This window comes from Paenibacillus sp. PastM-3, from assembly GCF_029893965.1.
Classification (GTDB): Bacteria; Bacillota; Bacilli; order Paenibacillales; family Paenibacillaceae; genus Paenibacillus_AQ.
Genome location: NZ_JARXXP010000003.1, coordinates 313,215 through 338,450, shown reverse-complemented (window position 1 = coordinate 338,450; position 25,236 = coordinate 313,215). Strand labels below are relative to the sequence as shown.

The 25,236-nt window shown below is 52.9% G+C and carries 21 protein-coding genes and 2 riboswitches; of the genes, 5 read left to right on the top strand and 16 right to left on the bottom strand.

Annotated features, from left to right (window positions below):
- Positions 1-63: 63 nt before the first annotated feature.
- From M2108_RS08180 to M2108_RS08140, 9 genes are all read right to left on the bottom strand, one after another.
- Positions 64-750 (bottom strand): DUF2953 domain-containing protein, encoded by a 687-nt coding sequence (locus M2108_RS08180; protein WP_277468447.1) that lies wholly within the window; start codon positions 748-750, stop codon positions 64-66.
- Between the two features lie 209 nt (positions 751-959).
- On the bottom strand, positions 960-1,565 hold the full coding sequence (gene scpB, locus M2108_RS08175; protein WP_277468448.1) for an SMC-Scp complex subunit ScpB: 606 nt from the start codon (positions 1,563-1,565) through the stop codon (positions 960-962).
- A complete protein-coding gene (locus M2108_RS08170; protein ID WP_277468449.1) occupies positions 1,534-2,325 on the bottom strand; it encodes a segregation and condensation protein A in 792 nt (263 codons plus the stop codon). The genes scpB and M2108_RS08170 overlap by 32 nt, the downstream gene beginning before the upstream one ends.
- A 151-nt stretch (positions 2,326-2,476) precedes the next feature.
- The gene (gene ribH, locus M2108_RS08165; protein ID WP_039879072.1) at positions 2,477-2,944 is read right to left on the bottom strand and encodes a 6,7-dimethyl-8-ribityllumazine synthase; all 468 of its coding nucleotides are present in this window, start codon (positions 2,942-2,944) and stop codon (positions 2,477-2,479) included.
- A 47-nt stretch (positions 2,945-2,991) separates the two neighbouring features.
- Positions 2,992-4,245 (bottom strand): bifunctional 3,4-dihydroxy-2-butanone-4-phosphate synthase/GTP cyclohydrolase II, encoded by a 1,254-nt coding sequence (locus tag M2108_RS08160; protein WP_277468450.1) that lies wholly within the window; start codon positions 4,243-4,245, stop codon positions 2,992-2,994.
- A 152-nt stretch (positions 4,246-4,397) separates the two neighbouring features.
- A complete protein-coding gene (locus tag M2108_RS08155) occupies positions 4,398-5,063 on the bottom strand; it encodes a riboflavin synthase (protein WP_277468451.1) in 666 nt (221 codons plus the stop codon).
- A 77-nt stretch (positions 5,064-5,140) separates the two neighbouring features.
- Positions 5,141-6,241, bottom strand: coding sequence for a bifunctional diaminohydroxyphosphoribosylaminopyrimidine deaminase/5-amino-6-(5-phosphoribosylamino)uracil reductase RibD (gene ribD, locus M2108_RS08150; RefSeq protein WP_277468452.1), 1,101 nt, complete (start codon positions 6,239-6,241; stop codon positions 5,141-5,143).
- Positions 6,242-6,460: 219 nt separating this feature from the next.
- A riboswitch (FMN riboswitch) is annotated at positions 6,461-6,632 on the bottom strand.
- A 162-nt stretch (positions 6,633-6,794) separates the two neighbouring features.
- Positions 6,795-7,190 (bottom strand): large conductance mechanosensitive channel protein MscL, encoded by a 396-nt coding sequence (gene mscL / locus M2108_RS08145; protein ID WP_277468453.1) that lies wholly within the window; start codon positions 7,188-7,190, stop codon positions 6,795-6,797.
- 110 nt (positions 7,191-7,300) lie between these two features.
- On the bottom strand, positions 7,301-8,503 hold the full coding sequence (locus tag M2108_RS08140; protein ID WP_277468454.1) for a helix-turn-helix domain-containing protein: 1,203 nt from the start codon (positions 8,501-8,503) through the stop codon (positions 7,301-7,303).
- 162 nt (positions 8,504-8,665) lie between these two features.
- On the opposite strand from M2108_RS08140, the gene M2108_RS08135 reads away from it, so the two are divergent.
- A complete protein-coding gene (locus M2108_RS08135; protein ID WP_277468455.1) occupies positions 8,666-9,997 on the top strand; it encodes an MFS transporter in 1,332 nt (443 codons plus the stop codon).
- A 106-nt stretch (positions 9,998-10,103) separates the two neighbouring features.
- Here the strand turns inward: M2108_RS08135 and M2108_RS08130 are convergent, their stop codons facing one another.
- Positions 10,104-13,670, bottom strand: a complete 3,567-nt coding sequence (locus M2108_RS08130; RefSeq protein ID WP_277468456.1) for a collagen binding domain-containing protein — start codon at positions 13,668-13,670, stop codon at positions 10,104-10,106.
- Positions 13,671-13,920: 250 nt separating this feature from the next.
- Here M2108_RS08130 and M2108_RS08125 point away from each other — a divergent pair, with 250 nt between their 5' ends.
- On the top strand, positions 13,921-14,712 hold the full coding sequence (locus M2108_RS08125) for a YwaF family protein (RefSeq protein ID WP_277468457.1): 792 nt from the start codon (positions 13,921-13,923) through the stop codon (positions 14,710-14,712).
- Positions 14,713-14,806: 94 nt separating this feature from the next.
- Here M2108_RS08125 and M2108_RS08120 read toward each other — a convergent pair whose 3' ends face one another.
- The 6 genes from M2108_RS08120 to M2108_RS08095 all read right to left on the bottom strand — a co-directional run bounded on the left by M2108_RS08120 (position 14,807) and on the right by M2108_RS08095 (position 21,510).
- Positions 14,807-15,238 carry a peptidylprolyl isomerase gene (locus M2108_RS08120; RefSeq protein ID WP_090719028.1) on the bottom strand — a complete coding sequence of 144 codons (432 nt, stop codon included), beginning with the start codon at positions 15,236-15,238 and terminating at the stop codon, positions 14,807-14,809.
- Between the two features lie 147 nt (positions 15,239-15,385).
- A complete protein-coding gene (gene lysA / locus M2108_RS08115; protein ID WP_277468458.1) occupies positions 15,386-16,720 on the bottom strand; it encodes a diaminopimelate decarboxylase in 1,335 nt (444 codons plus the stop codon).
- 198 nt (positions 16,721-16,918) lie between these two features.
- Positions 16,919-18,601: a spore germination protein gene (locus M2108_RS08110; RefSeq protein WP_481856876.1), complete on the bottom strand. Its 1,683-nt coding sequence runs from the start codon at positions 18,599-18,601 to the stop codon at positions 16,919-16,921.
- 665 nt (positions 18,602-19,266) lie between these two features.
- Positions 19,267-19,692, bottom strand: a complete 426-nt coding sequence (locus tag M2108_RS08105; RefSeq protein ID WP_277468459.1) for a stage V sporulation protein AB — start codon at positions 19,690-19,692, stop codon at positions 19,267-19,269.
- Positions 19,689-20,348 carry a stage V sporulation protein AA gene (locus M2108_RS08100; RefSeq protein ID WP_277468460.1) on the bottom strand — a complete coding sequence of 220 codons (660 nt, stop codon included), beginning with the start codon at positions 20,346-20,348 and terminating at the stop codon, positions 19,689-19,691. Before M2108_RS08100 ends, M2108_RS08105 begins: the two co-directional genes overlap by 4 nt.
- Positions 20,349-20,541: 193 nt before the next feature.
- Entirely contained in the window at positions 20,542-21,510 is a 969-nt protein-coding gene (locus tag M2108_RS08095) for a DMT family transporter (protein ID WP_277468461.1), read from the bottom strand.
- Between the two features lie 125 nt (positions 21,511-21,635).
- Positions 21,636-21,785, bottom strand: a riboswitch (FMN riboswitch).
- Positions 21,786-21,991: 206 nt separating this feature from the next.
- On the opposite strand from M2108_RS08095, the gene M2108_RS08090 reads away from it, so the two are divergent.
- From M2108_RS08090 to M2108_RS08080, 3 genes are all read left to right on the top strand, one after another.
- Positions 21,992-23,164, top strand: coding sequence for a substrate-binding domain-containing protein (locus M2108_RS08090; RefSeq protein ID WP_277468462.1), 1,173 nt, complete (start codon positions 21,992-21,994; stop codon positions 23,162-23,164).
- Positions 23,165-23,583: 419 nt separating this feature from the next.
- Positions 23,584-24,219 (top strand): glycoside hydrolase family 11 protein, encoded by a 636-nt coding sequence (locus M2108_RS08085; protein WP_277468463.1) that lies wholly within the window; start codon positions 23,584-23,586, stop codon positions 24,217-24,219.
- A gap of 102 nt (positions 24,220-24,321) precedes the next feature.
- Positions 24,322-25,224 (top strand): formylglycine-generating enzyme family protein, encoded by a 903-nt coding sequence (locus M2108_RS08080; protein ID WP_277468464.1) that lies wholly within the window; start codon positions 24,322-24,324, stop codon positions 25,222-25,224.
- Positions 25,225-25,236: the final 12 nt, after the last annotated feature.

Genomic DNA, 25,236 nt, shown 5'->3' with positions numbered 1-25,236 from the left:
TCATCCCCCGTGCGCAGCATTTGTATGTAAGATGTTTCTTAGAATAAGCTTCTCCTGCCGGAATCAGCCCTCGTGTTTAAGCAGACGTTTCCAGCGGGCCAGCCCGCCCTCCACCTTGGCGATACGCCGCAGCAGCTGTAATCCCGAATAGAGGACGTAGGCAACATTTAATTTTCCGGTACAGACAGCCTCTGTAGAAAAACACAGCTCATCGCGAAACACCGGGACAACGAACATCCGCGGACTGCGCTGCAGTCTTACCATCTGCGACATCCAGCCGACAAGTCCCCATTTCAGGCCGGATACTACACCTGTAGCAATGGCAGTAGAGGCCGCATCGCCCAGTGAGAAATCTGTCGACCAGTCGAACCGGGTGATACGGACATGGGACATTAGCGCCTTCATCCATTTTCTAAGCCCCCGGGTTGCCTTAAGCGCTTCTTTCAGTTCCTCTTTCCAGACCTGCAGCTTCTCTTTGTCAATTTGATCTTCGGAATCCGATTCCTGACGTACTGGCTTGATTCCGCTCTCCTCAAGTTTTACCTTCACGCCCCGCGCAATCCCCTCATAGACCAGTTTAGGCAGCTCAAAATGGAACTTAACCAGTCCGAACAGCGCTTTGATATCGAATTCTACACGGTCATCTTTGCCGATTCTGTTTAAACGGAAGTGAAAATGAATAGAGGAAGACAGCACCAGTACAATTGCAAGCAGCAGCAGGGCTAAGGGTATAACAAGCCATAGAGTCACGGTTTTACCTCCAAGCAGCCTTTTTGTAGAATCCTTGGGTTAGTATGGCAAAGTGGATTGGAAAACATTCGGACAGACGCAAATAGCAGTAAAAATAGGCTGACAGGCCGTAAAATCCGCTTAAACCTGTCTCTAAATGCGCAGCACAAGCATAAAAAAACCGCTGTCCCATACGGGACAACGGCTGTCAGAACTGAAGTATAAGGGCTTTATTGTTCAGCATCCACATCATCGAATGACATCTGGCTGTCCAGCTTGTTGAACAGCAGCTGGGTTTCCTCTTCCAGACTGTCGGAAGTATCAAAATTCGACGGCTCCGGCAGCTCCTTCAGGCTGGCCAGCCCGAAGCTGTCAAGGAACGATTTGGTCGTTCCGTACAGAATAGGCCGGCCTACAGCCTCAGCCCGTCCAACCTCATGAATCAGATCCTTGTTGTTCAGCGTATGAATCGCCCGTTCCGACTTCACACCGCGGATCTCTTCGATTTCCACCCGGGTAATCGGCTGGCGGTAGGCGACAATCGCCAGTGTCTCCAGTGCCGCCTGGGACAAGGAGGACCGCGCCGGCGAGTAAGCCAGGCGCTCGAAATACGGGGCGTGATCCGGCAGGGTAGCCAGCCGGTAATTTCCGGCAATCTGCACGACCTGCAGTCCCCGCTCCTGAGATACATAGTCCTCTTTCAGTTCCTCCAGCGCCCGGGTCGCGAGATCCGGACGCTGCTCGGTAATTTCGGCAATTTGCCGGACGGACAGCCCCTCATCCCCGGACAGAAACAGCAGGCCCTCAATAATTGATTTCAGCGTTTTGTAGTCCACTGAAGTCCTCTCCTCCTCTCCACTCCATTACAATGTCATCAAACAGCTTCTCCTGATAGCAGAAGATCGCCTTCATCTTCATCAGCTCAAGAATCGCCAGGAAGGTAGTAACAATCTCATGCCGGTCCATGCTCTCATGCAAAAGCGCCGAAAAACGCAGCCGGCCGCCCATTCCCTTGCGCATCAGCGCCTCCGAAACATCGCGGATCCGGTCCTTCACTGAAATTTCATCACGGGTAATCCGCTGATAGGACGTTCTTCTCGCCGCTTTGCTGAGCGCCTTGCGGAAAGCGGCGATCAGATCAGAGGTATGCAGTCCTTTGAGCGTATGCTCAAGCTGGGCCGGCACAAAGGGACCCAGATCCTCCGGCTCCTTCGTAAATATGAGGCTGCGTTCGCTTTCCATATCCATGAGCTGCACGGCAATGCTTTTGATTTTGCGGTATTCGATCAGCCGCTCCACCAGCTCTGCACGCGGGTCATACCCGTCGTCCTCGTAATATTCGAAATTTTCAATCTCGATCACCGGCGGCTTGGGCAGCAGCAGCTTGCTCTTGATCGACAGCAGCGTTGCTGCCATGACGAGGAATTCGCTCGTAATATCCAGCTCAAGCTCCTGCATGCTGTGCAGGTATTCCATATACTGCTCGGTGATCTCGCTGACCGGAATGTCCTGGATGTCGATTTCCGCCTTGTCAATTAAGTGTAAGAGCAGATCGAGCGGACCTTCGAACGTCTCCAGCTTGTACAATACAGTCACGCGATTTCCCCCTGCTAAAAAAAGTAAAGTGCAGCGCCGCTAAAAGGACGCTACACAAGTAGAAAGATTTCTTATAGTGCATGCTTTCTTCTTATACATATAAATAAGCACGAATCCGGTTAATCCGTCAAGAGGGGAGAGCTTATTCCGCTTACTTAAACAGCTTGTTGAGGTTAGCCATCTCGATTGCCGAAGTAGCCGCATCCCAGCCCTTATTGCCCGCTTTGGTTCCGGAGCGCTCGATGGCCTGTTCGATATTCTCGGTAGTCACCACGCCGAAGATCGTCGGAACGCCTGTCTTGAGGTTAATGGCTGCCACACCCTTGGCGACCTCGTTGCACACATAGTCATAATGTGTCGTGGATCCGCGGATCACTGTACCCAGAGCGATTACTGCATCGTATTTGCCGCTTTCAGCCATTTTCTGGCAGATGAGCGGAATTTCAAACACGCCGGGAACCCAGGCCACATCCACCTCATCATCAGCAACCCCGTGGCGTTTGAATGCATCAAGTGCGCCGGACAGCAGCTTGCTCGTAATAAATTCATTGAAACGTCCTACCACTACACCGTAACGCAATCCTTCAGATACTAAATGTCCTTCAAAATAATTCGGCATTGTTCTTCATCAACCCTTCATTTGTAAGTTGGTTTTTTATGGTGTTGTTAAGCTTTGGAATCTTCATTCTGTTCAATATTGTCAAAAGACAGCAGATGGCCGAGCTTGGCCTGTTTGGTATGCAGATAGCCGGTGTTGTCTTTGTTCTCCGGCATCTGGATTGGCACACGCTCTACGACCTCAAGGCCGTAGCCCTCAAGCCCCTTGATCTTGCGCGGATTATTGGTCAACAGCCGGATCTGGCGGACTCCCAGATCCTTGAGAATCTGCGCACCGATGCCGTAATCCCGCAGATCTGCCGGGAAGCCCAGCTTAAGGTTGGCATCTACGGTATCCAGCCCTTCTTCCTGCAGCTTATAGGCACGAAGCTTGTTGATCAATCCGATGCCCCTACCCTCCTGACGCATATAGAGCAGCACGCCCCGGTCCGCCGCTTCAATCTGGCGCAGCGCCGCTTCAAATTGCGGGCCGCAGTCGCAGCGGTGCGAGTGGAAGACATCGCCGGTCAGACATTCGGAGTGTACGCGCACCAGCACCGGCTCATCGCCGGAAATATCACCTTTGACCAGAGCGACATGCTCCTTGTCATCCACTTCGTTCGTATAGGCAATGGTCTGGAACGTACCGAAATCCGTCGGCAGGTTTACGGACACTTCACGGGTGACCAGCTGCTCCTTCTCATTGCGGTAATGAATCAGATCCTGGATGCTGATCAGCTTGAGATCATGCTTCTTCGCAATGTCCACAAGATCGGGCAGACGGGCCATCGTTCCGTCCGCCTTGACCACTTCACAGATAACGCCGGCCGGATACGCGCCGCACATGCGGGCCAGATCGACTGCAGCCTCGGTATGGCCTGAGCGGCGCAGTACACCACCCTTTTTGGCAATCAGCGGGAACATATGGCCGGGTTTGCGGAAATCTGCCGGTCTCGCATCCGGGTCCATTAGGGCTTTGATTGTCAGGGAACGCTCGCCTGCGGAAATGCCGGTGGTCGTACTGACATGGTCAACCGATACGGTGAAGGCAGTGCCGTGGTTATCGGTGTTGTGGGTAACCATCGGCTGCAGATCGAGCTCCTCCGCACGCTCCGCCGTGATCGGTACACAGACGAGACCGCGGCCTTCCGTAATCATAAAATTAATAACCTCCGGCGTGGCCCGTTCGGCCAGGGCAACGAAATCCCCCTCATTCTCACGGTCCTCGTCATCGACCACGATTATGACCTTTCCGCGCATCAGATCATATATGGCGTCTTCAATCCGGTTCAAAACGCTGTCTTGCTTGCTGTTCTCGCTCATAGTCCTGTCCTCCTGTCAGCTCTACGCAGCTATACCTGCCGCTGTAAATCAGAATAGTATGAAGATAAGAAAGTAAATATTTTACTTATCCTTATCTTTTTCCGCAGAATCGGACACCGCCCGGTTTAGGACGGCACAGCCGTTTCTGCTAGTTATACAAACCCGTTCGCCGCCAGAAAATCACGGCTGATCCGGGAGCTGCTCTCTTCTTCTTCACTGCCGGCCCCTCTGTAATGCAGAAGATGATCGACATATTTGCCCAGCACATCACACTCGATATTGATGCTGTCGCCCGGGCGCTTATGGTTCAGCACTGTTTCACCGAGCGTATGGGGAATGATCGATACGGTGAAGGCCGAGGATGAGGTGCTTACTACAGTCAGACTGATACCGTCAAGCGTGATGGAGCCTTTGGGGATAATGTATTTAAACAACGATCCCTTGTCCGGCGTAATCTCGAACACGACTGCGTTCTGGTCACGCTTGACGCTGCGGATTTCACCTGTACCATCCACATGCCCCTGGACGATATGCCCGCCGAAACGGCCGCCGGCCGCCATCGCCCGCTCCAGATTCATCCGGCTCCCGCTGCGCAGCTCCCTCAGGTTACTGTTGCGGTAAGTTTGAGGCATGACATCCACGGTAAAAGAATGCTCGCTAATTGAGGTCGCCGTCAAGCAGACGCCGTTTACAGCCACACTGTCGCCGATTTTCAGATCACTCATGATCAGAGAGGCTCCGATAGTAAGCACCATCATCTCTCCCCCGCTGCTGACACCGCGCAGTATGCCGATCTCCTCAATCAATCCGGTGAACATGTGATCCCCTCCTTAAAGATTACTTCTGTAACACTAGCTCTATCGGGTAGTACTTCTTGCCAAAACATCCGCCTGTACTAGCGGACCGGGGTGCCGCTGATACAGACATTATCCCCGAGGACCTCAACTTCCAATCCCTCAAGTGTGATTGCTTCTTTCATCAGTGCCACGCCCGGAAAATCAAAGGTTCCCGGAGCTTCGGCTCCGCCGCCGACAATCTTCGGTGCATAGAACAGAACCACCCGGTCAACCAGCCCGCTTTGCAGCATCGAGCCGTTCAGCGTTCCTCCGCCTTCGAGCAGAATGGAGCCGATCTCCATCTCGCCAAGCTTGACCATCGCTGCCTTGAGGTCCACCCGCGGCCCGTCGCCGCAGGTTATTACCGTAACACCCGCCGCTTCCAGCGCCGCTTTTTTAGCAGGATCGGCTGCTGTGGTCGTCACGATAATCGTCGGCGCCTCGCCGCCCGTGACGACGTTTGCGTCCAGCGGAGTCCGCAGGCCGGAGTCAATGACGATGCGCACCGGATGAAGCCCCGGAACCTCAAGCCGTGTAGTCAGCGAAGGATTATCTGCAATTACCGTACCCACACCCACCATAATCCCCTGATGGCGGTGCCGCAGCGTATGTACAATTTCCCGTGCCTGTGCGTTCGATATCCATTTGCTGTCGCCGGTTCTTGTAGCAAGTTTACCGTCCAGCGTGCTTGCGCTCTTCAGGGTTACAAACGGCTGCTTCGTCAAAATATACTTGATGAACCGTTCATTGAGCCTCAAGGCGCGGCTTCTCAGCAGTCCGACTTCGACATCGATTCCCGCTTCACGCAGCATCTCAAAGCCCCGTCCCGCCACCTGCGGATTAGGGTCTTCACAGGCAACGACGACCCGCGCAACCCCTTCGTCGATCAGCCGCTGGCTGCAGGGCGGCGTCTTGCCGTAATGGCTGCAGGGCTCAAGCGTCACATAGGCCGTGCTCCCCTGCGCCTTTCCCGCAGCCATATTAAGCGCATGCACCTCAGCATGGCCGGTGCCGCGCTGCAGATGTGTACCCAGGCCGATCACAGCTCCGTCTTTTACAACAACACAGCCGACAACGGGGTTAATGCCGGTCTGTCCCTGCGCTCTTTCCGCCATATCAAGCGCAAGCGACATATAAAATTCATCATTCATAATATTCATGATCTGCCTCCAATCTCTGCTAATGGCCTTCAGGCTTGAATAAACAAAAAACCCGTCCTTAATCTCCAGGCGGAGTTCAAGACGGGATATACGAGAGTTTACCGGCAATTCAAATAAAAATGATGCGTAAATAAGCCCCTTCACCAGTGATTGTGAAAGTTCGCACATATTATTAGGGAATACACCAGTGCGCCTGCCCGTTCAGTGGCAGTACGCTATTCTCTCCTTCTTCCATCCAGACTATACTGTCGGTCCCGGATTTGCACCGGGTCCACCGTCCGTATCCAAAGGATACGGCGCGGGTAGCGGACTAAGCACGCGCAGGCTGTAACAGCCAATACACAGTGACATCACCGCCGGTAGGGAATTACACCCTGCCCTGAAGGATCAAACCAGTATGAAATTAGTATCATCGAATACTGCATGTCATTAACAATGACTAACATAAAGTTAGCACTATACGGTCAAAAAAGCAAGCAGATCATTGTATGCCCGCAGCCGGAAGCTGCTGCCCGGAATAGTCAAAACCACAGTTTGTGTGCTACCCTAACGGTTACGCTTCCCCCTGCTTGCTCTCTTTCAGCAGATCGCGGATTTCTGTCAGCAGGGCAATTTCCGGATCAGGTGCAGGGGTCTCTACAACCTCAACCTTTACAGTTTCCTTCTGCTTGAACCGGTTGGCCACCTTGACTACCATAAAAATCGAGAACGAAATAATAAAGAAATCCACCACGCTCTGCAGGAATATCCCGTATCTCACCTCGACGTCAAGATAGGTAAAAGTAAGCTTTTCCAGGTTAATGCCGCCGCTGAGCAAGCCTACTAGAGGCATAATAATGTCGGCAACCAGAGAGGAGACAATTTTGCCGAAGGCCGCCCCGATGACTACGGCAACTGCCAGGTCAAGCACATTTCCTTTGATCGCAAAGCTTTTAAATTCCTTCCACATTCCATTTCCCCCGATAAATTGAATTTTAGTTATTATAGCATTACCGGCGAGATTGACCGATAAGCCGTTGCCGAGCCTTGCAAATTCAGCAATACTGGCCTGTGCTACTGCTAATGAAGGTCATGGTAAGTATCCCGGATGAACGTGCAAAATACGGAAGGAGGATAATTCTGCACTCGCTCATAAGCAATCTCCGACTGCTGGCGTGCTTCCTCCAGCTTCCCGGCTCTGGCATAGATTCTGGCCTTATAGGCATAAGAAGTGAATACGGCCGCGCGGTCCAGCGGATGGTGAACATCATCGGTAAGGGTAACTTTGGATAAAAGCTCCAGCGCCTCCTCATCCCGCCCCAGATGATACAGGGCTGTTCCCGCAGCCAGACTTCGGCTGGATATATACCGGTCTCCTTCTGCCTGAAACTGTTCTCCAATCCTCAGAGCATCCTCATACCTCTGCTCCGCATTCGCCTGCCTCATCTGGGCCAGCTTCAGCAGCTGAACTGACAATCTGTCCTCTGACAGCTCAACATACAGCAGCGATTTCTCCAGGTAATGTCCCGCTTCCTCCAGGCTCCCGGCCATGAGGGCAAGATTGGATAACACACGGTAAAAATGGTCTGTCAAATAATATACGCCTTCTTCGCGTGACAGTGCAATGGCATCCAGTGCCGCTTTCCGGCTCCCGTTGTAATCTCCTAGAGCGGATAGAGTAACGCTCTCTGCGTAATGAAGGTCCAGCTCGAACAGAAAATTGTTGCCGACTTTTTTGCTCATATACTCTTCCCTGACACGCAAAATAAGCGCAAGACTCTCTTCATACCTGCCTTGTGTAAACAGCAGCGCGTAGGTCAGATACTGGACTTTGGCGCTCTCCACAAATAATCCGAACCGTTCGTAGATCTCTGCAGCCCTCGCGACCGCCTCTTCCCCTCCTGCACTCCCTGTATAATAGCAGGCAGCCACATAGAACTCCATCAGCCGGGCGGCATCGACCGTCACCGGGAGCTTTGCGTCCAGCAGCGGCTTCACTCTAGTGACAACCGCTTTATAGTTTTTCTGTTTGAACTGGACTTCAATGTCGCGTACCAGCCGGGCCAGCTCCGCACCCTGATCATCCTCCAGGAAGTAACCGGCGTCTACTCCAAGACGCTCAGCCAGAATCTGCAGGCTGCGCATAGAGGGCATGGCACGGCCGTTCTCAATCTGGCTGAGCATGCTTTTGGTCATCGCTTCTCCGGCCAGCTCGCTCTGTGTAAGCCCTTTGGATTGGCGTAATGCTTTTATTTTATCTCCGATTGTCTGATTAGTTGTCATCTGTTTAGCCATCCTTATGTCTGTCTTTCTACCAGTATAACTTAACTTGCCGGAAAGAAAAAATAAAGTTTAATAAAATTAAACTTTTTATTGCACTTTTGCGCCTCTGCCCATAGAATAAGTTTAATTATATTTAACTATTATTCAAGAGGAGTGCTGTTTATGGTAAAGCAAAAAAGCTTTTGGGCTGTTCCAGGCAACCGGAATATGCTGCTGTTCTTTACAGCCAAGCTCGCTTCAATTCTCGGCTCCGGTATGTACACTTTTGTAGTGGGGCTGTATATCCTGAAGCTCACAGGCTCAGGGAGCAGCTTCGCCGTTACGATGGTCTGCGGAATGCTGCCGCGGATTGTGCTCGCCCCCTTTGCCGGAGTGATGGCGGACCGGATGAATCGCCGCCGGCTGCTGATATATTCAGACCTCTGCGCCGTATTAACGCTGCTGCTGGCTTATCTGGCCGTCTCGCTGAACGGAGTCACACTGCCGCCTGTTTACGTGACCCTCGTTCTGCTCTCCGTCTGTTCTACTTTTTACGGCATTGCCGTCTCCTCTTCCCTGCTCCAGCTTGTAGAGGCAGATTCGCTCCAGCGTGCCGGGTCGCTCAATCAGATCGCCGGCTCCATCGGCGGCCTGCTCGCACCTGTTCTGGGCGGCATGCTGTACGCCACCGTTCCGCTGGAGCTGTTCCTGCTGCTGAATGCTGCAGGCTTTGCAGTCTCTACCCTCATGAGCTTCGGCCTCAAGTTCAAACCGGCGGCAGTCTCTGAAGCTTCCGCTCTGGCGCACCAGCCGCTGCCTGATAAGTCCGCCGGCAGCTCTGTGCTGGCAGAGTTCCGCAGCAGTCTGGCCGGGGGGATATCCTATGTCTTTAAGAAGCCCGTCATCCGTTCCGTTATCATTATCGTCTTCTGGGTCAACTTTTTCGTCGTTTCCCTAAATGTAGTCCTTCCTTATGCCGTTGTTCAGACGCTTTCCCTCAGCTCCGGACAATACGGCGCCATTAATGCGCTGCTCGCCGCAGGCATGCTGGCGATGTCGCTGCTGCTGACCGTCCGCCGCCAGAGCAGCAGTCCGACCAGCTCATTGATCCGCGGCCTGCTTATGCTCGGACTGCTCTTCCTTGCGCTGGCCTTGCCGCTGATCGTTGATTTAAGCCGCACCGGGACTTTTATCTATCTGATGGCCATGCTGTTTATGGTCGGCTCCACCGTAATGAATATCAATATACCGGTGCAGGTGTATCTTCAGCAGACGGTCGAGTCTGCCTATCTCGGAAGAGTATTTGCCGTCGTGGAGACAGCCTCCGGTGCGATCGCTCCTGCAGGAATGATCCTCTACGGGGTGCTTGTGGACCGGGTTCCTCCCTCCATCCTGCTGGGAGTTTCCGGCTTGTCAATCCTGCTGGTCACTTTGCTCGGCTCCAGAAGCCTGAAACGCGGCATCGGGCAGGAAATCATGCAGCAGCGGGAAAGCGCGGTGCAGGTTCATACCTGAGGCAACATCATGACTGCCGGCCGGAAAAACAGTAAAAAAGCCTGCGGCATATATCGCCGCAGGCTTTCTGCTGTAGCTGACCATGGGATCAGCAGATTTGAATGAACTACTCCTGATTACGTCTGCCTCTGAACACCCGGTTCAGCACAATACCTGCCGCAATCAAGCCAAGCCCTGCCAGATAGATCGGGAGCGGACTGCTCTCGCCGGTCTGCGGCAGCTGGCCGTCAACCCCGGCATCCGTTACAGTCCCTCTTGGAATACTGTCATCATCAATATCGATATCCGGAGTATCCGTATCAGGACTGCCGCTGTCAGGGGCACCCCCGCCAAGCGGAATCTCATCGTCAACCGGAATTTCTACAGTTCCTCCTCCAGGAGATCCAGGTGAAACTGACGGCCCCGGTGTTGCTGCCGGAGGAGTGATTGCCGGACCGCCCGGAATCTCATCATCTACAACAACTACCCCCGGCACTTCATTACCCGGCGGCGGCGTACCCGGTGTTCCTCCCGGAATTGCCGGTGTCGGAGCAGGAGAAGGTGTTACTCCTGGTCCAGGTGATGTCGTAGCGGTAGGTGCCGCTGACTCTGTAGGTACAGGTGAGACCGTTGGTACCGGTGATGCTGTCGGCGCCGGTGATCCGGTTGCAGCCGGTGTTTCCGTTGGTACAGCCGTCGGTGATGGCGTTACCGTCGGAGTTGGCGTAGCTGTCGGCTGTACGGCAGTATTGTATACCGTCAGATTAATCCCTGCCACCGAGCTTATGGTCACCGGATATTCTCTTGTATCCAGCACATACCCGCTCGGCGCCGCTGTCTCAATCAGAATATAGCTGCCCAGCCAGATATTGTTGAACACAGCGCTGCCTGCCGCATCTGTCGTGCGAGTGTTAATTAGTACGCGCTCAGTCCCGTTCAGACGGTACAGCTCAAAGGTCGCGCCTGCCAGCACCTTCCCGGTGTTCTGGGCATCCAGCTTGCTGACGGTCAGTGTTCCCCGCTCCCCGCTGCCTGTGCCCGAGCCGCTGGATACACCGACAATGACCTCTGTCGTTGTATTCTTTTCAACATTAACAACATTATTTCCGGTAAATTTCGCGGTGTTGGTCAGCTTATCGCCTGTCTTCGCTGCAATCAGCGACTGGTACTCCAGGATATAAGCCCTGTCGATGTCACGGGCAAAGCTTAATTCAAAGCTCTGTCTGCCATCGTCATCGGCCAGTACCTGCAGGGTGTAGTCCACACCTTTTACCAATTCCGTGCTGCTCTTCGTAATATCACCGTTTGCAGCAGCTGTTCCTTCATAGAGACGGAAAGAATCCGGCAGTAAAATCTGATTGATACTTGGCGTATCAATAATCTTGGCATCTTTAACATGAGACTGGCTGCGGTTCACCGCAAGGGTCCAGTCGATCTTTTCCCCGTTCTGCAGCCCGCTCTTCAGGACATATTCTCCGCCGTGCGGAATCGATACCGATGCGGTCAGATCCTTGGATACCTTTTTCTCACCGTCCAGCAGATTCGCCGTATTGACTACAGCGCTGCCGATAAGCTGGCCTGCCAGAGTGGTCTTAAAGACAACCGCATACGCTTCGCTGATGCTGTTAGCGAACACGATTCTAAGCCTGCCATCATTACCTGCGTAGTAGGAATACGCGCTGCTGCCCAGTTCGGTCCCCAGCGTATAATCTCCCTTGGCATCCACCTTCAGCTTATACACCTTCAGTGAATCCGGAACCAGTCTCTGTCCGGCGGTCAGCAAATCAGATACAACAGGAAGCTTTACCTCTTTGGCGGTGTAGTTGACGCCTACCGTCCAGGTCAGCTCCTTGCTGGAAGCATTGTACACTCCGGTTTTGAAGCCGTTGTTCTTCCACTCACTGCGGGGAATGAACTTACCTTCTGCACTTGTACTCTGCTTAACACCTTCAATATCGGTCCAATCAATCTTGGCGGTGTTAATAAAATCATCGGTGTTCCCGTTCAGCCAGTCATTGCTGAAATACGTAGTATAGCTGATGGTGTAGGAACCTGTAATCGGATTTTTGAACTTCAATTTGAAGCCGGCATTCGGTAATACCGGTTCAGCGTATTCCAGCGTATATGTCGATTGGTCAAGCACTGTATTGCTGCTGTTCCGTACCACGATTGTTTCCGGAATCAGCTTTTGACCGCCCTGAGGGAATAGGTCTGTGACCACAACCTCCTTCATCGGATGGTTATCGCCGTTCAGTGTAATTTTCCAGTTCGCGGTATGTTCTGCATAATTTGCCCCGGAGAATGTTTTGTATATAATAATAGGCCTTACAAGCTGCGTTGCCGATTGGCTGTAAGTGCTGTCTGAAACGGTATTCGTAACGGTATGGTCCTTGAATACCCGCCCAACCGCTTCGGTTTTGTATTCAATCCGGTATGCGGAATGGATGCTGTCATTGAATTGCAGTTTGAAGCCCTGCTTGTTCTCCACTCCTGCAATGGCAGTTACTGTGTAATCTGTATTCTCGGTTAACGCGATCCCCTTGGTCGCTTTTCCTGAAGAATCCAGCGTCACCGGATACACTTTAAGCGAACCGGGCACAAGCTGCTGGGTATCATCGAACAAATCCCTGAGTACAGCGCTCTGCTGCGGGATGCTCTTCAGGTTGTAGTTGTACTCGATGGCCCAGGTAATGACCTGAATGCCCCAGTCATAATGGATCGCCTGCTTCTTAAGGCTGCCGCCGCGCTCCACGTTAACTGTCGCCGAGGCACTGGCAGGATCACGTCCGTCTCCTGTAAAGGTGGCGGTATTCGTATAGCTTGCCTCATCACCGGTAACTCCCGTAGTATAGATAATGCGGTAAGCTCCGTTAATAACAGGGTCGGTAAAATGTACTGTAAGCACACCGCCGGCAACATCGGCAGCATACTTGCTGCCGTCCACCAGTGCACCCTGCTGCACGGTACCGTCAAGCTGCACATTCAGCTGGTATACGGCCAGCGTCGCAGTGCTGTCCAGCGACAGGCCGGCCGGGATCGGGTCGGTTAGCAAGGCATTGGTTACCGGCTCCAGTCTTTTATTCACATCAACTGTCCAGTCAATCTTGTCGGCATTGAAGCCGCTGGCGGTGCCTGTCTTGGCAATCGTTGAGCCAACCTCAGGCTTGAACGTAACCGTTATGGTCTGAACGCCTCCGTTAACCGGGAATATAATCTGCTCGGTCGTGCTTCCGCTGACCTTGGTGCGGTCAAACTTGGTGTTCACCCGCAGCGTTCCGTGCACATTGCCATGATTCTCAATGTAACTGCTGAAGGTCATCGCTACTTCATGTGTTGCTTGGCTGACAGTAAAATCGCCCGCCTGCCCGTCATCAGAGACAAGTGTTCCGCTGATGTCATTGTACAGCTGGAACTGTTCAGGCAGCTTGAAGGTAAAGGTGTCTCCGGCGCTGTAGCTGTGTCCGTCGGGAAGCGCCCACGTATAGTCCAGCGTTACATTCGAGTTCACATCATAGACGCTGTCCGTAACGGTGCTTCCGTCAGGTCCGTAAACGGCCATGGACACACTGGTAATGATGTCCGTTTCATGTTCGATCGCTTCTGCCTTAGCCTGTGTAATAAACCCGATTCCATAAGCATATTGCACAAACAGCATTAGAACCGCAATAGCCAGACTGAACCTCTTTTTTGTCATTCCCCGGTATCCCCCATTCCTAAAATTCATTTCAGCTCTCACCAAGGCTTCTGTTTAAGATGGCGCCGAATCCGCTGGTAATGGCACACTCCGCCCCAAGGCCAGTTATGTATATCGGTCAAAAACCGTCCATCTTATGTAAACAAGCAGAATTCCTTCCTTTTCTGGTCAGCTTGAGCGTTATATACTTATATCACCTAAGTATAGAAGCTTAGAATCAAAAAATGTTTAAAACAGGAATATTTATTTTTTGAAGAGCAAGCTTTATAACAAGGGAGCGAAATTTGTGGATCTGACTACCTTTTTTGGCCGAAAACACGAGAGCGATTTCATTATGTTCACGGCTCCGCATTTCCTGGCCCTGGCTTGCGCCGCTGCACTTTGCCTGCTGCTGTTCGCCGCAAGGTCTGCACTGCATACCCGCCCGCTTCTGCGGAACCAGGTCCGCTGGCTGCTGATTATCGTACTGCTGGCTTCAGAAGGCGGGCTGCATGCATGGTATCTGTCCCACGGCATCTGGAGCAGCCGCCATTCCCTGCCGCTGGAGCTGTGCGGAATTACATTGCTGCTGTCGGCGGTTATGCTGCTAACCCGCAGCCGGCTGCTCTACTCTTTTCTGTATTTTGCCGGGATCGGCGGGGCCTGCATCGCTCTCCTGACGCCTAATCTGGTCTATCCTTTTCCTCATATCCGCTTCCTGCTGTTTTTTTCGGCTCACGCGGCAATTGTGCTGTCCTCCCTGTTCATGACCTGGGCTTACGGATTCCGGCCGACCTGGCGGTCGCTGCTGTTCACCATGCTGTGCCTTAACCTGATCGCCGTCATTGTTTTTGCGCTCGATAAGCTGCTTGGAGCCAATTACATGTTTTTGGCTCATAAGCCCGGCACCTTCTCCGTTCTCGACTACTTTGGCCCTTATCCATATTATCTGCTGGTGGAGGAAGCATTTGCTTTCGTCATTTTCCTCATAATGTTCCTGATTTTCTTCAAGCTGCCGGAGATGATCAGAAACCGGAATGCTTCCCGGAGCAGAAATATATAAACACGGTTGTACAAAAAAACAGCACCGCCCTGGAAAAACCAGTGCGGTGCTGTTCCATCATCCGAAAAGGGCATTTGCCCCTGAACCGGAAGGATTAAGCTTCGATAATTTCGACCGAAGTCATTTTGTCGCGTCCCTGGAAGCTGTCAACAAGCTCCATGCCTTGTACAACTTTACCGAATACAGTGTGTACTCCGTCAAGGTGCGGCTGCGGTGCGTAGCAGATGTAGAACTGGCTTCCGCCAGTGTTTCTGCCTGCATGCGCCATAGCCAGTGTTCCGCGCTCATGCTTGTTAGGGTTGATCTCGCAGTTAATTGTGTATCCGGGACCGCCTGTACCGGTACCGTTAGGACAACCGCCCTGAGCCACGAAACCAGGGATAACGCGGTGGAATACCAGACCGTTGTAGAAGCCGTCGTTAGCCAGCTTCTCGAAGTTTGCCACAGTATTAGGAGCATCGTTTTCAAACAGATCGATCAGCACTACGCCGCCGTTTTCGAGTGTAATTTTCGCTTGCTTTGCCATATGTAAATGACCCCTTTCAAAAGTTCAGATGTAGAACACGTTTATTAGTTTACTATGAAACTGCGCACAAAGCAAAGCAAGCGGGAGGGTTCCCGCTTGCTTTGCAAACGCGCTCAGCCGGAAGGGCTGCTGCCGTAGCCCCGAAACTTACTTCGTTACAGCCTTCTTGGCAATGCGTTCAGGTACAATATCGTTGACAACGATGTCACCATGACTCTCACGGCGCACAACCAGATCGCTCTGGCCATTCTGTACGAAGACCACGGCCGGACGGCGGATCCGGTTGTAATTGCTGGCCATCGAATAGTTGTAAGCGCCGGTGCAGGCAACCGCGAGCAAATCCCCGCTTTTAACAGCAGGAAGCTCAACATCCCAGATCAGCATGTCGCCGCTTTCGCAGCATTTGCCGGCGATGGAGACTGTTTCTTCGTTCGCTTCGGTAGCCCGGTTAGCCAGGAGCGCCTCATATTTGGATTCATAGAGCGCCGGACGCGGATTGTCTGTCATGCCGCCGTCAACGGCCACATATTTGCGCACACCGGGAATCTCCTTGTTCGTGCCCACTGTGTACAGCGTAGTTCCGGCATCACCTACGATGCTGCGGCCCGGCTCTACCCAGATCTGCGGCAGCGAGCTGCCGATTCCGGCGAAATGTGTCTTCACAGCATCTGTAATGGCTGCTACATATTCCGATACCAGAAGCGGTGTATCACCGTCTACATAACGGATGCCGAAGCCTCCGCCAAGGTTGACGACAGGGAAATCAATGTTCAGCTCTTCCTTCACCTTGCGGGTGAAATCAGCGATCCGTTCTACAGCCAGCTGGAAGCCCTCGGTTTCAAAAATCTGTGAGCCGATATGCGAATGAACGCCAAGCAGCTGCAGATTGGCTTTGTCCGAAGCCTGCTGCACAGCAGCATAGGCAGAGCCGTTACCGATGTCAAAGCCGAACTTGGAATCGGTCTGGCCGGTCGAAGCATAGGCATGGTGAGCATGAGCTTCAACGCCTGGGGTTACGCGCAGCAGCACATTCACGGTTACTTCCTTGCTGGCCGCAATGGCCTGCAAAAGGCTTAGTTCCACGAGATTATCAACTACAAAGCAGCCGATGCCCGCTTCAATCGCCATTTCAATCTCATCCGGCGTCTTGTTGTTTCCGTGGAAATGAATACGTTCAGCCGGGAATCCGGCCTGGAGTGCCGTGTACAGCTCCCCGTCCGATACTACGTCCAGCGACAGCCCCTCTTCGTCAACAAGGCGGCACATAGCCATGATAGAGAACGCCTTACTGGCATACGCAACCTGGAACCCCAATCCGGACGCTCTGAAGGCATCCATATACTCGCGGCAGCGCTGGCGGATTAATTGCTCGTCCATTATATATAGCGGGGTACCATATTCCGCCTTGAGTTCGGTCACATCACATCCGCCGATTTCCAGATGTCCGGCATCATTAATCCGGCTCGTCCCGTGTAAAAACATTGTCCAGTCCTCCAATTTCCGTGGAACCTTTTTGATTCCACCCTGTCTATTGTATGAAATTTAATCCCCGGTGTTCCAAAAACAGGCTCCAGGCTCTAACCCGGACTTCACAGGGGCTATTTAGTGTATTCAGTATAACAGACAGAGGGAACGTCATAGAATGGACTAATTTGCAGTTGATTTGTATTTTTTGTATGCCTATTTATCGTTCTCCTGAACAGGCGGCATTCTGGTATTATCCCGTGTTTTGTTGAAAGACGGCCTTGCTTTGGAGCTGAGCACCGGCTGACGCACCAGAATAGCCCCCATAGCTTTTGCATTAAATGGTATAAACGGCCACAAATATGAGGAGTTATAGGACCGGTGCGTGGTCAGCAGAATGATCAGCAGCGTAGAGCCGATCATAAAGCCCTGTACCTGAAAAGCAGCCACGGCGAGCAGCAGCACAAGCCTGACAATCCGGTTGGCCAGACCAAGCTCATAGCTCGGAGTCGCGAACATCCCGATTGAGGCCACCGCCATATACAATACGACCTCGTTGACAAACAGCCCGGTCTGTACAGCAATGTCCCCTACCAGAATGGCGGCGATCAGACCCATAGCCGAGCCCAGCGGTGTCGGCGTGTGCACGGCGGCCATGCGCAGCAGGTCGACCCCCAGCTCAACGATCAGGAACTGGCCCAGGATCGGAATCTTCGCCATTTTCTGCGGGCCGATGAACTCCAGCATCGGCGGCTTGAGTTCCGGGTGGATGACCAACAGCATCCACAGCGGAAGCAGAAACATGGAGGCGAATACGCCGATGAACCGGACCCAGCGCAGATAAGTTCCCATGAACGGGGTCTGGCGGTTCTCCTCGGCATGCTGGCAGAGATCAAAGAAGGTTGTCGGCAGAACGATAACGCTCGGCGAGGTGTCCACAAAGATCACAACCCGGCCTTCCAGCAGATGTGAAGCTACGGTATCCGGGCGTTCCGAGTATCTTACGAGCGGATAGGGATTCCAGCCTCGCCCGACAATCGCCTCCTCCAGCTGCTTGTCAGCGAGCGGTATGCCATCGATGTCTATGCTCTTGATTTTGTCGGTAACAGCCTGCACTTGGGTCTTGTCGACGATATCGTCGATATAAGCTACACAGACATCCGTCCGTGTCCGCCGGCCGACCTGGTGCATCTCATATTTCAATCCGGGGTCGCGGAGCCTTCTGCGCACCAGGGCCACATTGCTCAGCAACGTTTCGGTGAACCCGTCACGGGCCCCCCGCACCACCCGTTCAATCGAGGGTTCATCCGGCCCGCGTGCCGGATAAGCACGGGTATCCATGATGATAACCTGTTTTTCGCCCTCAATGAAGAACACGCTCATGCCCGAAAGCACCTTGTTAATGCTCTCGCTCAGCAGCTCGCCCTTTTCCACCTGCACATGGGGGATGTATTCGGTCATAAAGCTGCTGAGCGCACCGGTAGATACCTCGTCAGGCGTCAGATAGGTCAGCCGCTTCAAAATTTCGTCAATGATCGTGTCCTTGGCGAAGCCGCTAATGCACAGGAGAGCCGCCTTACGTCCCCCGAAGGTCATTTCCCTGAAGACGATATCAAATGAAGAACCGAGGCCCAGCACCTCCGTCAGCGTCTTTTTGGTGTCCTCCAGATGTTCCGGAATGTCATCATTTCCCTGCCAGTAGATAATGGACTGCTCCAGCGAGTCCGAGCGCTCAAAATCCCGCTTCTCCTGAATGGGATCATCTATTTTCTCCTGCGGCTCCGCAGCCTGCTTCCGCGGCTTCTCACTGCTCTCCCGGTCCTGCGGTCTGTTATTCTCCTGCTTACCTTGATCCGCTCCCGGCTCCTCAGCTTCCTCATCCGGCTCCTCGCCGAACAGTCTGGCGAAAAAGCCCTTTTTCCCGCTTTCCGGCTCTGTACCAAGCTCACCGGATATCTCGGCATCCTGATTACCTGTAGCTCCAGAGTCCTGTATACCGGAGGTTTCTGCCCCCTGTGTGCCTGAACCATCCGTAGCGGATGATTCTTCCGGATCACTCTCATCGCCGAACAAGGTGGACCAAAAGCCCTTCAGACCCCCGCCCGTCCCTTCATCAGCCTCCTGCCGCTCATTGCCTTCTTGCCTGCTGTCCTTCTGGTCATCCTGCCCGCTGCTGCGCTGCTCTGCACTCCCTGCATCCTCCGCGGAATCAGATATGCCGGAAACCTCCGGCTCCTCCTCCCCCTCTGTCTTTTCCCCCTCCTGGTCCGGAGTACCGGCTCCAACAGAGGCCTGCAGATCATGATCCCCGTAGCCGGTTGCCCCTGCATCTACGCCAATATCGGTACTGCCGTCTGCCTCCCCCTTATGCTCCGGCTGCTCTGTGTGCATCTGTTCTCCCCCATCCGCACCGTCTCCCTGCAAATCCGCATGCTCGGGAGCAGAAGCTTTTTTGCGGCCAGTCTCCACCTGATCCCCGCTGTGTATATACCTCATTACTCCATAACCTCCTAAAAGTTCAAAATGCCGCTGATGCTTCGAAGCTGTTCCTAACAACAGCCGGGTTAACGCTGGTACACAAACCAATCGAACAATGACCCTGCCACCTTGCCGCAGACCATTGCCATCAGCAGGCCGAACAGATAATGCGTCATATGAAGCCGTTTGGCCAGAATGGGTAGCACATTCAGTACCTCCGTCAGGGCAGCGGCCAGCATGCCGACAAAAACCCCGTCAAGCAGGCCTACTCCCAGCTCAGCCAGCGGACCGGCCGCTATCTTCCAGTTCCAGAAATCGCTCGCCGTACCCAGCAGCGAGCCGCTGACCATCGCTCCCTCATACCAGTGCACCTTGTTGTAGGAGGAAGTCAGCTGGGCCAGGCGCGGAACCATATCCAGTACGATAAAAAGGGCAATAACCCCCCCGCCGACGGCGATTCCGGACGCTACCCCCAGCAGCAGATGGAGCCCGAGGGAGAGCGGAGCCGTCATGGGGCTCCCCTCCTTTTCGCGGAAGGGCCTTGACGGTGCTCCAGCTTGCTGTATTCCTCATGTACTACGAAATGATCAATATTTTTTTGGTACAGGAACATTTCCACTTCAAGCGGTGTCGGCTCCTCATTCCATTTTTTCTTGAACAGGTGATTGAAAAAAACCACCATCCCGAACCCGATTCCCAGCGAATAGGCTACCTGAAAGACATATGGATGCTCGTCATGCCGACCGGTCAGCATTTCCACAATCCTCACATGCACCTCCTGCATGCTGACATCGGCATGGAAATTCATGATGGTCAGCGCCGAGCCGAAGAACAGCAGCAGCCAGACGAGCATAAACAGGGCAATGGACGGCTTGCGCGCCTCTAACGGGCCTTCAATCTGTACAATGGTCCGCCCCTCCCCGATCGGCTGGATATCGGCCCCCGGAACAAGCTCATGAATCCGCGGGATAATGGTCAGCAGATCAATCAGGATCAGATTCCCGTCGCTTTGCTCCGGCTGGAGCAGCAGAATCGAGTCCAACTGCTCCCTAATATCCGCAGCAGCAATCAGGTAGGCCACATCCCGCAGCATAACTCCCCGGCCTTTGGTCACCGTGACCCTGTTCTTCAGCTGTATGTAAATCGCAGGTGCCGGCTTATCCTTCATCTTCATGCACCTCCTCAAAGGATGACAGCAGAATAACGGTAGTATGGGAGAAACGCCTTATTTTTACTCCAGAGAAGCAGATTTCATCTTAGGAAAAACACAAAAAAAAGATGCCTTCCCAGCCATTACGGCTGGATGAAGACATCCTTATATTGCAGAAAGCCCTGGAGTTACTCTCCTCAGGCGTATTTGTTTAAGCTGCGCGCTTCAATTCTGTCTGCTGCTGTTTGGTCTGCTGGCTGGAAATGTAGAACAGTGCCGTCCAGATCAGGGCAAACCCGACAACCTGCGCCATGGTAACAAGCTGGTGATAGACAACCCAATTGATCAGAATCCCGGTCATCGGGAAGCTTAGCTCGGCCAGTGTGGCAAAAGAAGCTTTGGTCGTGTTCAGTCCTTTGTAGTAGAGCAGCATACTGAGCAGTCCCGGCAGCAGCGCCTGCAGCAGCAGGTTGATAGCTACTAGCGAAGTAGCTCCCAGTCCGCCGCTTACCTGCCATGGAGCACCTTCCAGTGTAGTCAGGGTGAACAGCAAAGGAAGTGCCAGAATGAAACGCAGGGAGGTTACGGTCTCATAGCTCATAGAGCCAAGCAGATAACGGCCCATAACGGTCGAGCCGCCCCACAGGGCAGCAGCGCCCATGGCCATCAGGCTGCCTACGCTGACAAAGTTGTTAACATGGCCGAAAGGAACCGTCCAGCCGAAGGTCAGCAGATAAGTACCGGCCAGTGCAAGAACAATCAGCAGGCCGAAGTTGCGCGGCAGGCGTTCCTTCAGAATAACGGCCGCCAGTCCGATAGCGAACACGGGCTGGAGCTTCTGCAATAGCAGCACAGCATTCAGATCACCGCTGGACAAAGCCTTGGTGAACAGGATCGTTGCCACGGCGGAACCGCCCCAGGACACAACGAGCAGCGCGCCTGCCTGACGGATCCCGATGGACTTCAGCTCGGCACGATGGCGCCAAAGAACCGGTGCGGCTGCGAGAAAGAGTACTACATGCTCCAGCAGAACGATCTGCGAGGAGGTCAATGATTTCAATAAAATAATCCGGAACAGCGGGTCAACGCCCCAGAGCGCCGCCCCCAGCACAACCAGCCAGAAGCCGCTGCGGACTGGCGATGTGCGCATACCTGATGATGAAGCTGATACGTTACTCATAATTCATTCTCCTTGTCGATACAAACCCTCGATAAGAGACCAAAAAGCCCCCGAACTACCCTGTTACAGCAATTATCGGGGGCATTTTCAATAAAGACATCAGGAATACACCTGTTGCCTTTATCTATGATCCTCTCCCATCCGGACTTTACCGTCGGCTCTGGATTGTCACCAGATCAGTCAATCCCGCAGTACATGCAGTAATTGAGTCGCGGGCTTAGTTCGCTTTGAACATCACCGCCGGTCAGGAATTTCACCTTACCCCGAGAATCTTGTATTCCGTTATTTTTTTCACAATCTCAGAATAACTCTGTTCTGCTATTTCGTCCAGTCTTTTTATGAAAATTTCTGCTTTGTTTCATATCAGCATAGCAGGGCTTGTCCGGCAGATTGAGACTTTTGGAAGAAAATACTGGATTATTAAGGTATAATAAAACTATCTGTTTTTTTCCATACTTTAATCTTTAGAAAGAGGGTAGCTGTGAAAAGATCAATCTGGTTAAATTTGCTGTTTTCTATTGTAGCCGTAGTTCCTATTGCCTTGCTGGCATTTGTCGGCTATTTCATTGTTGCACTGCTGGGCGGGTTCCGGTTCTATGCTCCGCTCACTGCCGTGGTCGCTGCTGTGCTGTGCGCCTATATCGTGTGCTCCATCTTCGGCTGGTTCACATCCCGTACCCGGGGCATTGCTTTTGCATCGTTCCTGGGGCTCTGCCTGCTGGCAACCGGCGGATATGAGCTGAACAAAGCTTATGTGAACAGCCTGGCTGAGGTAAGCGAGCAAGAGGTCTCCCTGCAGCAATATCAGCCGTTTAAACCCGAGTCCAAAGTTGCTGTGCTGGAACAGCCGGCTTCCTATAAGATTACAGACAATCCGCCGCGGCTAGACGGGGCGACTGCGCTGTATCCGCTCTACTCCGCATTTGCGCAGGCCGTATACCCGGAGGATGAGTATGACCCGTATGATTTTGCAGATAATCCGGTCGTGTGTTCTTCCACCTCTTACGCGTATCAGCGGCTGCTCTCCGGTGAAACAGACATTATCTTTACTGCAGCTCCCTCACTTGCCCAGGAGAAGGATGCCAAGCTGGCCGGCCGCGAGCTGGTGCTTACACCGATCGGCCGTGAAGCCTTTGTCTTTTTTGTCAACAAACGTAATCCTGTCAGCAGCCTGACCACAGAGCAGATTAAGGACATCTACTCCGGTGAGCTTACCAACTGGAAGCAGGCCGGCGGCCGGAATGACCGGATCCGGGCCTTTCAGCGCGATGAAGGCAGCGGCAGCCAGTCGATGCTGCAAAAAATCATGAAGGACCGCACCCTGATGCAGGCGCCGTCTGAAGATGTTATGGATCTCATGAGCGGGATTATCTCCCGGACTTCCAATTACCGCAACTATAAAAATGCCATCGGCTTCAGCTTCCTTTACTACGCCTCTCAAATGAACCGGAGCGACGAGCTCAAGCTGCTTGCCATTGATGGTGTTGAGCCTAACAAGGAGAGCATCCGCAGCGGTGCTTATCCGTATACCGTCAACTTTTACGCGGTAACAGCGGGTACACCTTCCGGGAAAATGCAGGCTTTTCTGGACTGGATCGTGTCCCCGGAGGGACAGGAGCTGGTGGCCAAGACCGGCTACGTACCTGTTAACTGACTGATGAGTGCTCCATTCTAAACAATGAAAGGGAGTGTTCCGGCTGTCCGGGAACACTCCCTTTTTGCGCGAAAGAAAATGAAATTTTTTTACAAATCGTGAAACTGTAGCTTTCAATCTCTCAATTTGAATTTATCTGTTTGAAACATATGTAAAAAATCGGGTAACACCTTTAATTTGGTAAATAGAAATGACAGCGCTGTTATTCTATAATCATCTCGTATTCAAGCAAATATGCTCAAAGCATTCACCAGAATGAAAGGAGGCGGCAGCGGAAGAGTTTGAACGTCAGGGATTCATCAAAGCATGTACTCCAGGAGACTTTGCAGATGTGATAGCAAGGGATATGCGTAAGGCCGCATTCCGGAAGCACATTATCAAGCATTGAAAAAACAATTAAACTCTAGGAGGTAATACCCATGTTCAAATTTAAAAAAGTAGTGACAACTCTTCTTACCGCTTCAATTGCTTTTGGCATGTTTGCAGCATCGGCAGGTGCGGAAGCGACCGATTACTGGCAGAACTGGACTGATGGCGGAGGAACTGTAAGCGCTACCAATGGTACTGGCGGTAATTATAGCGTTAATTGGTCTAATACAGGTAATTTCGTAGTAGGTAAAGGCTGGAATACCGGATCAGCCTCCCGGACAATCAACTATAATGCCGGTGTATGGTCGCCCTCTGGCAATGCCTATTTAACGCTTTACGGGTGGACCCGGAACACACTGATCGAATACTACGTTGTAGACAGCTGGGGCACCTACCGGCCTACAGGCACTTACAAAGGTAGCGTAACCAGTGACGGCGGCACCTATGATATCTATACAACAACCCGGACTAATGCGCCTTCTATCGACGGTACTGCGACGTTCACCCAGTTCTGGAGTGTCCGTCAGTCGAAACGGGCGACCGGAAGCAACGCCGCGATAACCTTTGCCAATCATGTGAATGCCTGGAAAAGCAAGGGTATGAATCTGGGCAGCAGCTGGTCCTACCAGGTTCTGGCAACAGAGGGTTACCAGAGCAGCGGCAGCTCCAATGTAACGGTGTGGTAAGGCAATAATCATAGTTGTCCGAGGACCGTCCGGTTGTATCGCCGGACGGTTTGCCGCCGGCGATAAGCACGGCGGCCTGCGGCATAAAAAGGAGCATGGTTCATGAGCAAACTGTGGATTATCCCTGCAATCACCCTATTGGCGCTGCTCTGCGCCTGCTCGCAGCAGCAGTCCCCTTCTCCTGAGTCCAAAGAGGCTTCTCTGCAGGAGGACAGCTTTGTTTTTGTTCAAGGCGGAAGCTTTATCAGCACCATGACCAACTACGCTGGTCATGGCGTCTCTCTCTCTGATTTCTATATCGGCAAGTATGAGGTTACACAGCAAGAATGGATGGAGGTCATGGGTGGCAATCCATCCTTGTTCAAAGGCAGCCGTCTGCCAGTGGAAATGGTAAGCTGGTATGATGCTGTCGAGTATTGCAATAAACGGAGTATCCAAGAGGGCTTTGAACCCTATTATGTGATCAACAAGGAGACCCCGGACCCGGCCAACAAAAGTGTTAACGATACGCTGAAATGGACAATAACGCCGAATGCGGAAGCCGACGGCTACCGGCTGCCGACGGAGGCAGAATGGGAATATGCGGCAAGCGGCGGCAGATTAAGCCAGAGCTATACGTACAGCGGCAGCAATACTGCGGATGATGTGGCCTGGTACTGGCGGAATGCCGGCGACCGTTATTTGACAGGGGACTGGCTCTGGCCGGTCATTGAACAAAACAACAATAGAACCAAAATCGGCGGAGGCAAAAGACCGAACGAGCTGGGGCTCTACGATATGTCCGGGAATGTACGGGAGTGGTGCTGGGACTGGTACAGCCAAGGGGACGCCGGCGGCGGTATCTACCGCATTGTAAAGGGCGGCGGCTGGATCGGTGACGTAAGCAATAACGCGGTTTCGTTCCGCGGCAAGTTCGAAGCCAGCGGGTACGGGCCTGATCAGGGCTTTCGGGTGGTGCATGCGGTCCGTGCAAAGCAGCGAATTTCAGCTTCTGCGAACCCTTAAGACATAAATTAA

Excerpts from the sequence above, each read along its gene's own strand:
- M2108_RS08130 (WP_277468456.1), bottom strand. The coding sequence starts at position 13,670 with ATGACAAAAAAGAGGTTCAGTCTGGCTATTGCGGTTCTAATGCTGTTT.
- M2108_RS08080 (WP_277468464.1), top strand. The coding sequence starts at position 24,322 with ATGAGCAAACTGTGGATTATCCCTGCAATCACCCTATTGGCGCTGCTC.
- M2108_RS08085 (WP_277468463.1), top strand. The coding sequence starts at position 23,584 with ATGTTCAAATTTAAAAAAGTAGTGACAACTCTTCTTACCGCTTCAATT.
- M2108_RS08105 (WP_277468459.1), bottom strand. The coding sequence starts at position 19,692 with ATGACGGCTCCGCTCTCCCTCGGGCTCCATCTGCTGCTGGGGGTAGCG.
- ribH (WP_039879072.1), bottom strand. The coding sequence starts at position 2,944 with ATGCCGAATTATTTTGAAGGACATTTAGTATCTGAAGGATTGCGTTAC.
- lysA (WP_277468458.1), bottom strand. The coding sequence starts at position 16,720 with ATGTTTTTACACGGGACGAGCCGGATTAATGATGCCGGACATCTGGAA.
- M2108_RS08140 (WP_277468454.1), bottom strand. The coding sequence starts at position 8,503 with ATGACAACTAATCAGACAATCGGAGATAAAATAAAAGCATTACGCCAA.
- mscL (WP_277468453.1), bottom strand. The coding sequence starts at position 7,190 with ATGTGGAAGGAATTTAAAAGCTTTGCGATCAAAGGAAATGTGCTTGAC.
- ribD (WP_277468452.1), bottom strand. The coding sequence starts at position 6,241 with ATGAATATTATGAATGATGAATTTTATATGTCGCTTGCGCTTGATATG.
- M2108_RS08120 (WP_090719028.1), bottom strand. The coding sequence starts at position 15,238 with ATGGCAAAGCAAGCGAAAATTACACTCGAAAACGGCGGCGTAGTGCTG.
- M2108_RS08100 (WP_277468460.1), bottom strand. The coding sequence starts at position 20,348 with ATGAAGGATAAGCCGGCACCTGCGATTTACATACAGCTGAAGAACAGG.
- M2108_RS08160 (WP_277468450.1), bottom strand. The coding sequence starts at position 4,245 with ATGAGCGAGAACAGCAAGCAAGACAGCGTTTTGAACCGGATTGAAGAC.
- M2108_RS08095 (WP_277468461.1), bottom strand. The coding sequence starts at position 21,510 with ATGAGTAACGTATCAGCTTCATCATCAGGTATGCGCACATCGCCAGTC.
- M2108_RS08135 (WP_277468455.1), top strand. The coding sequence starts at position 8,666 with ATGGTAAAGCAAAAAAGCTTTTGGGCTGTTCCAGGCAACCGGAATATG.
- M2108_RS08155 (WP_277468451.1), bottom strand. The coding sequence starts at position 5,063 with ATGTTCACCGGATTGATTGAGGAGATCGGCATACTGCGCGGTGTCAGC.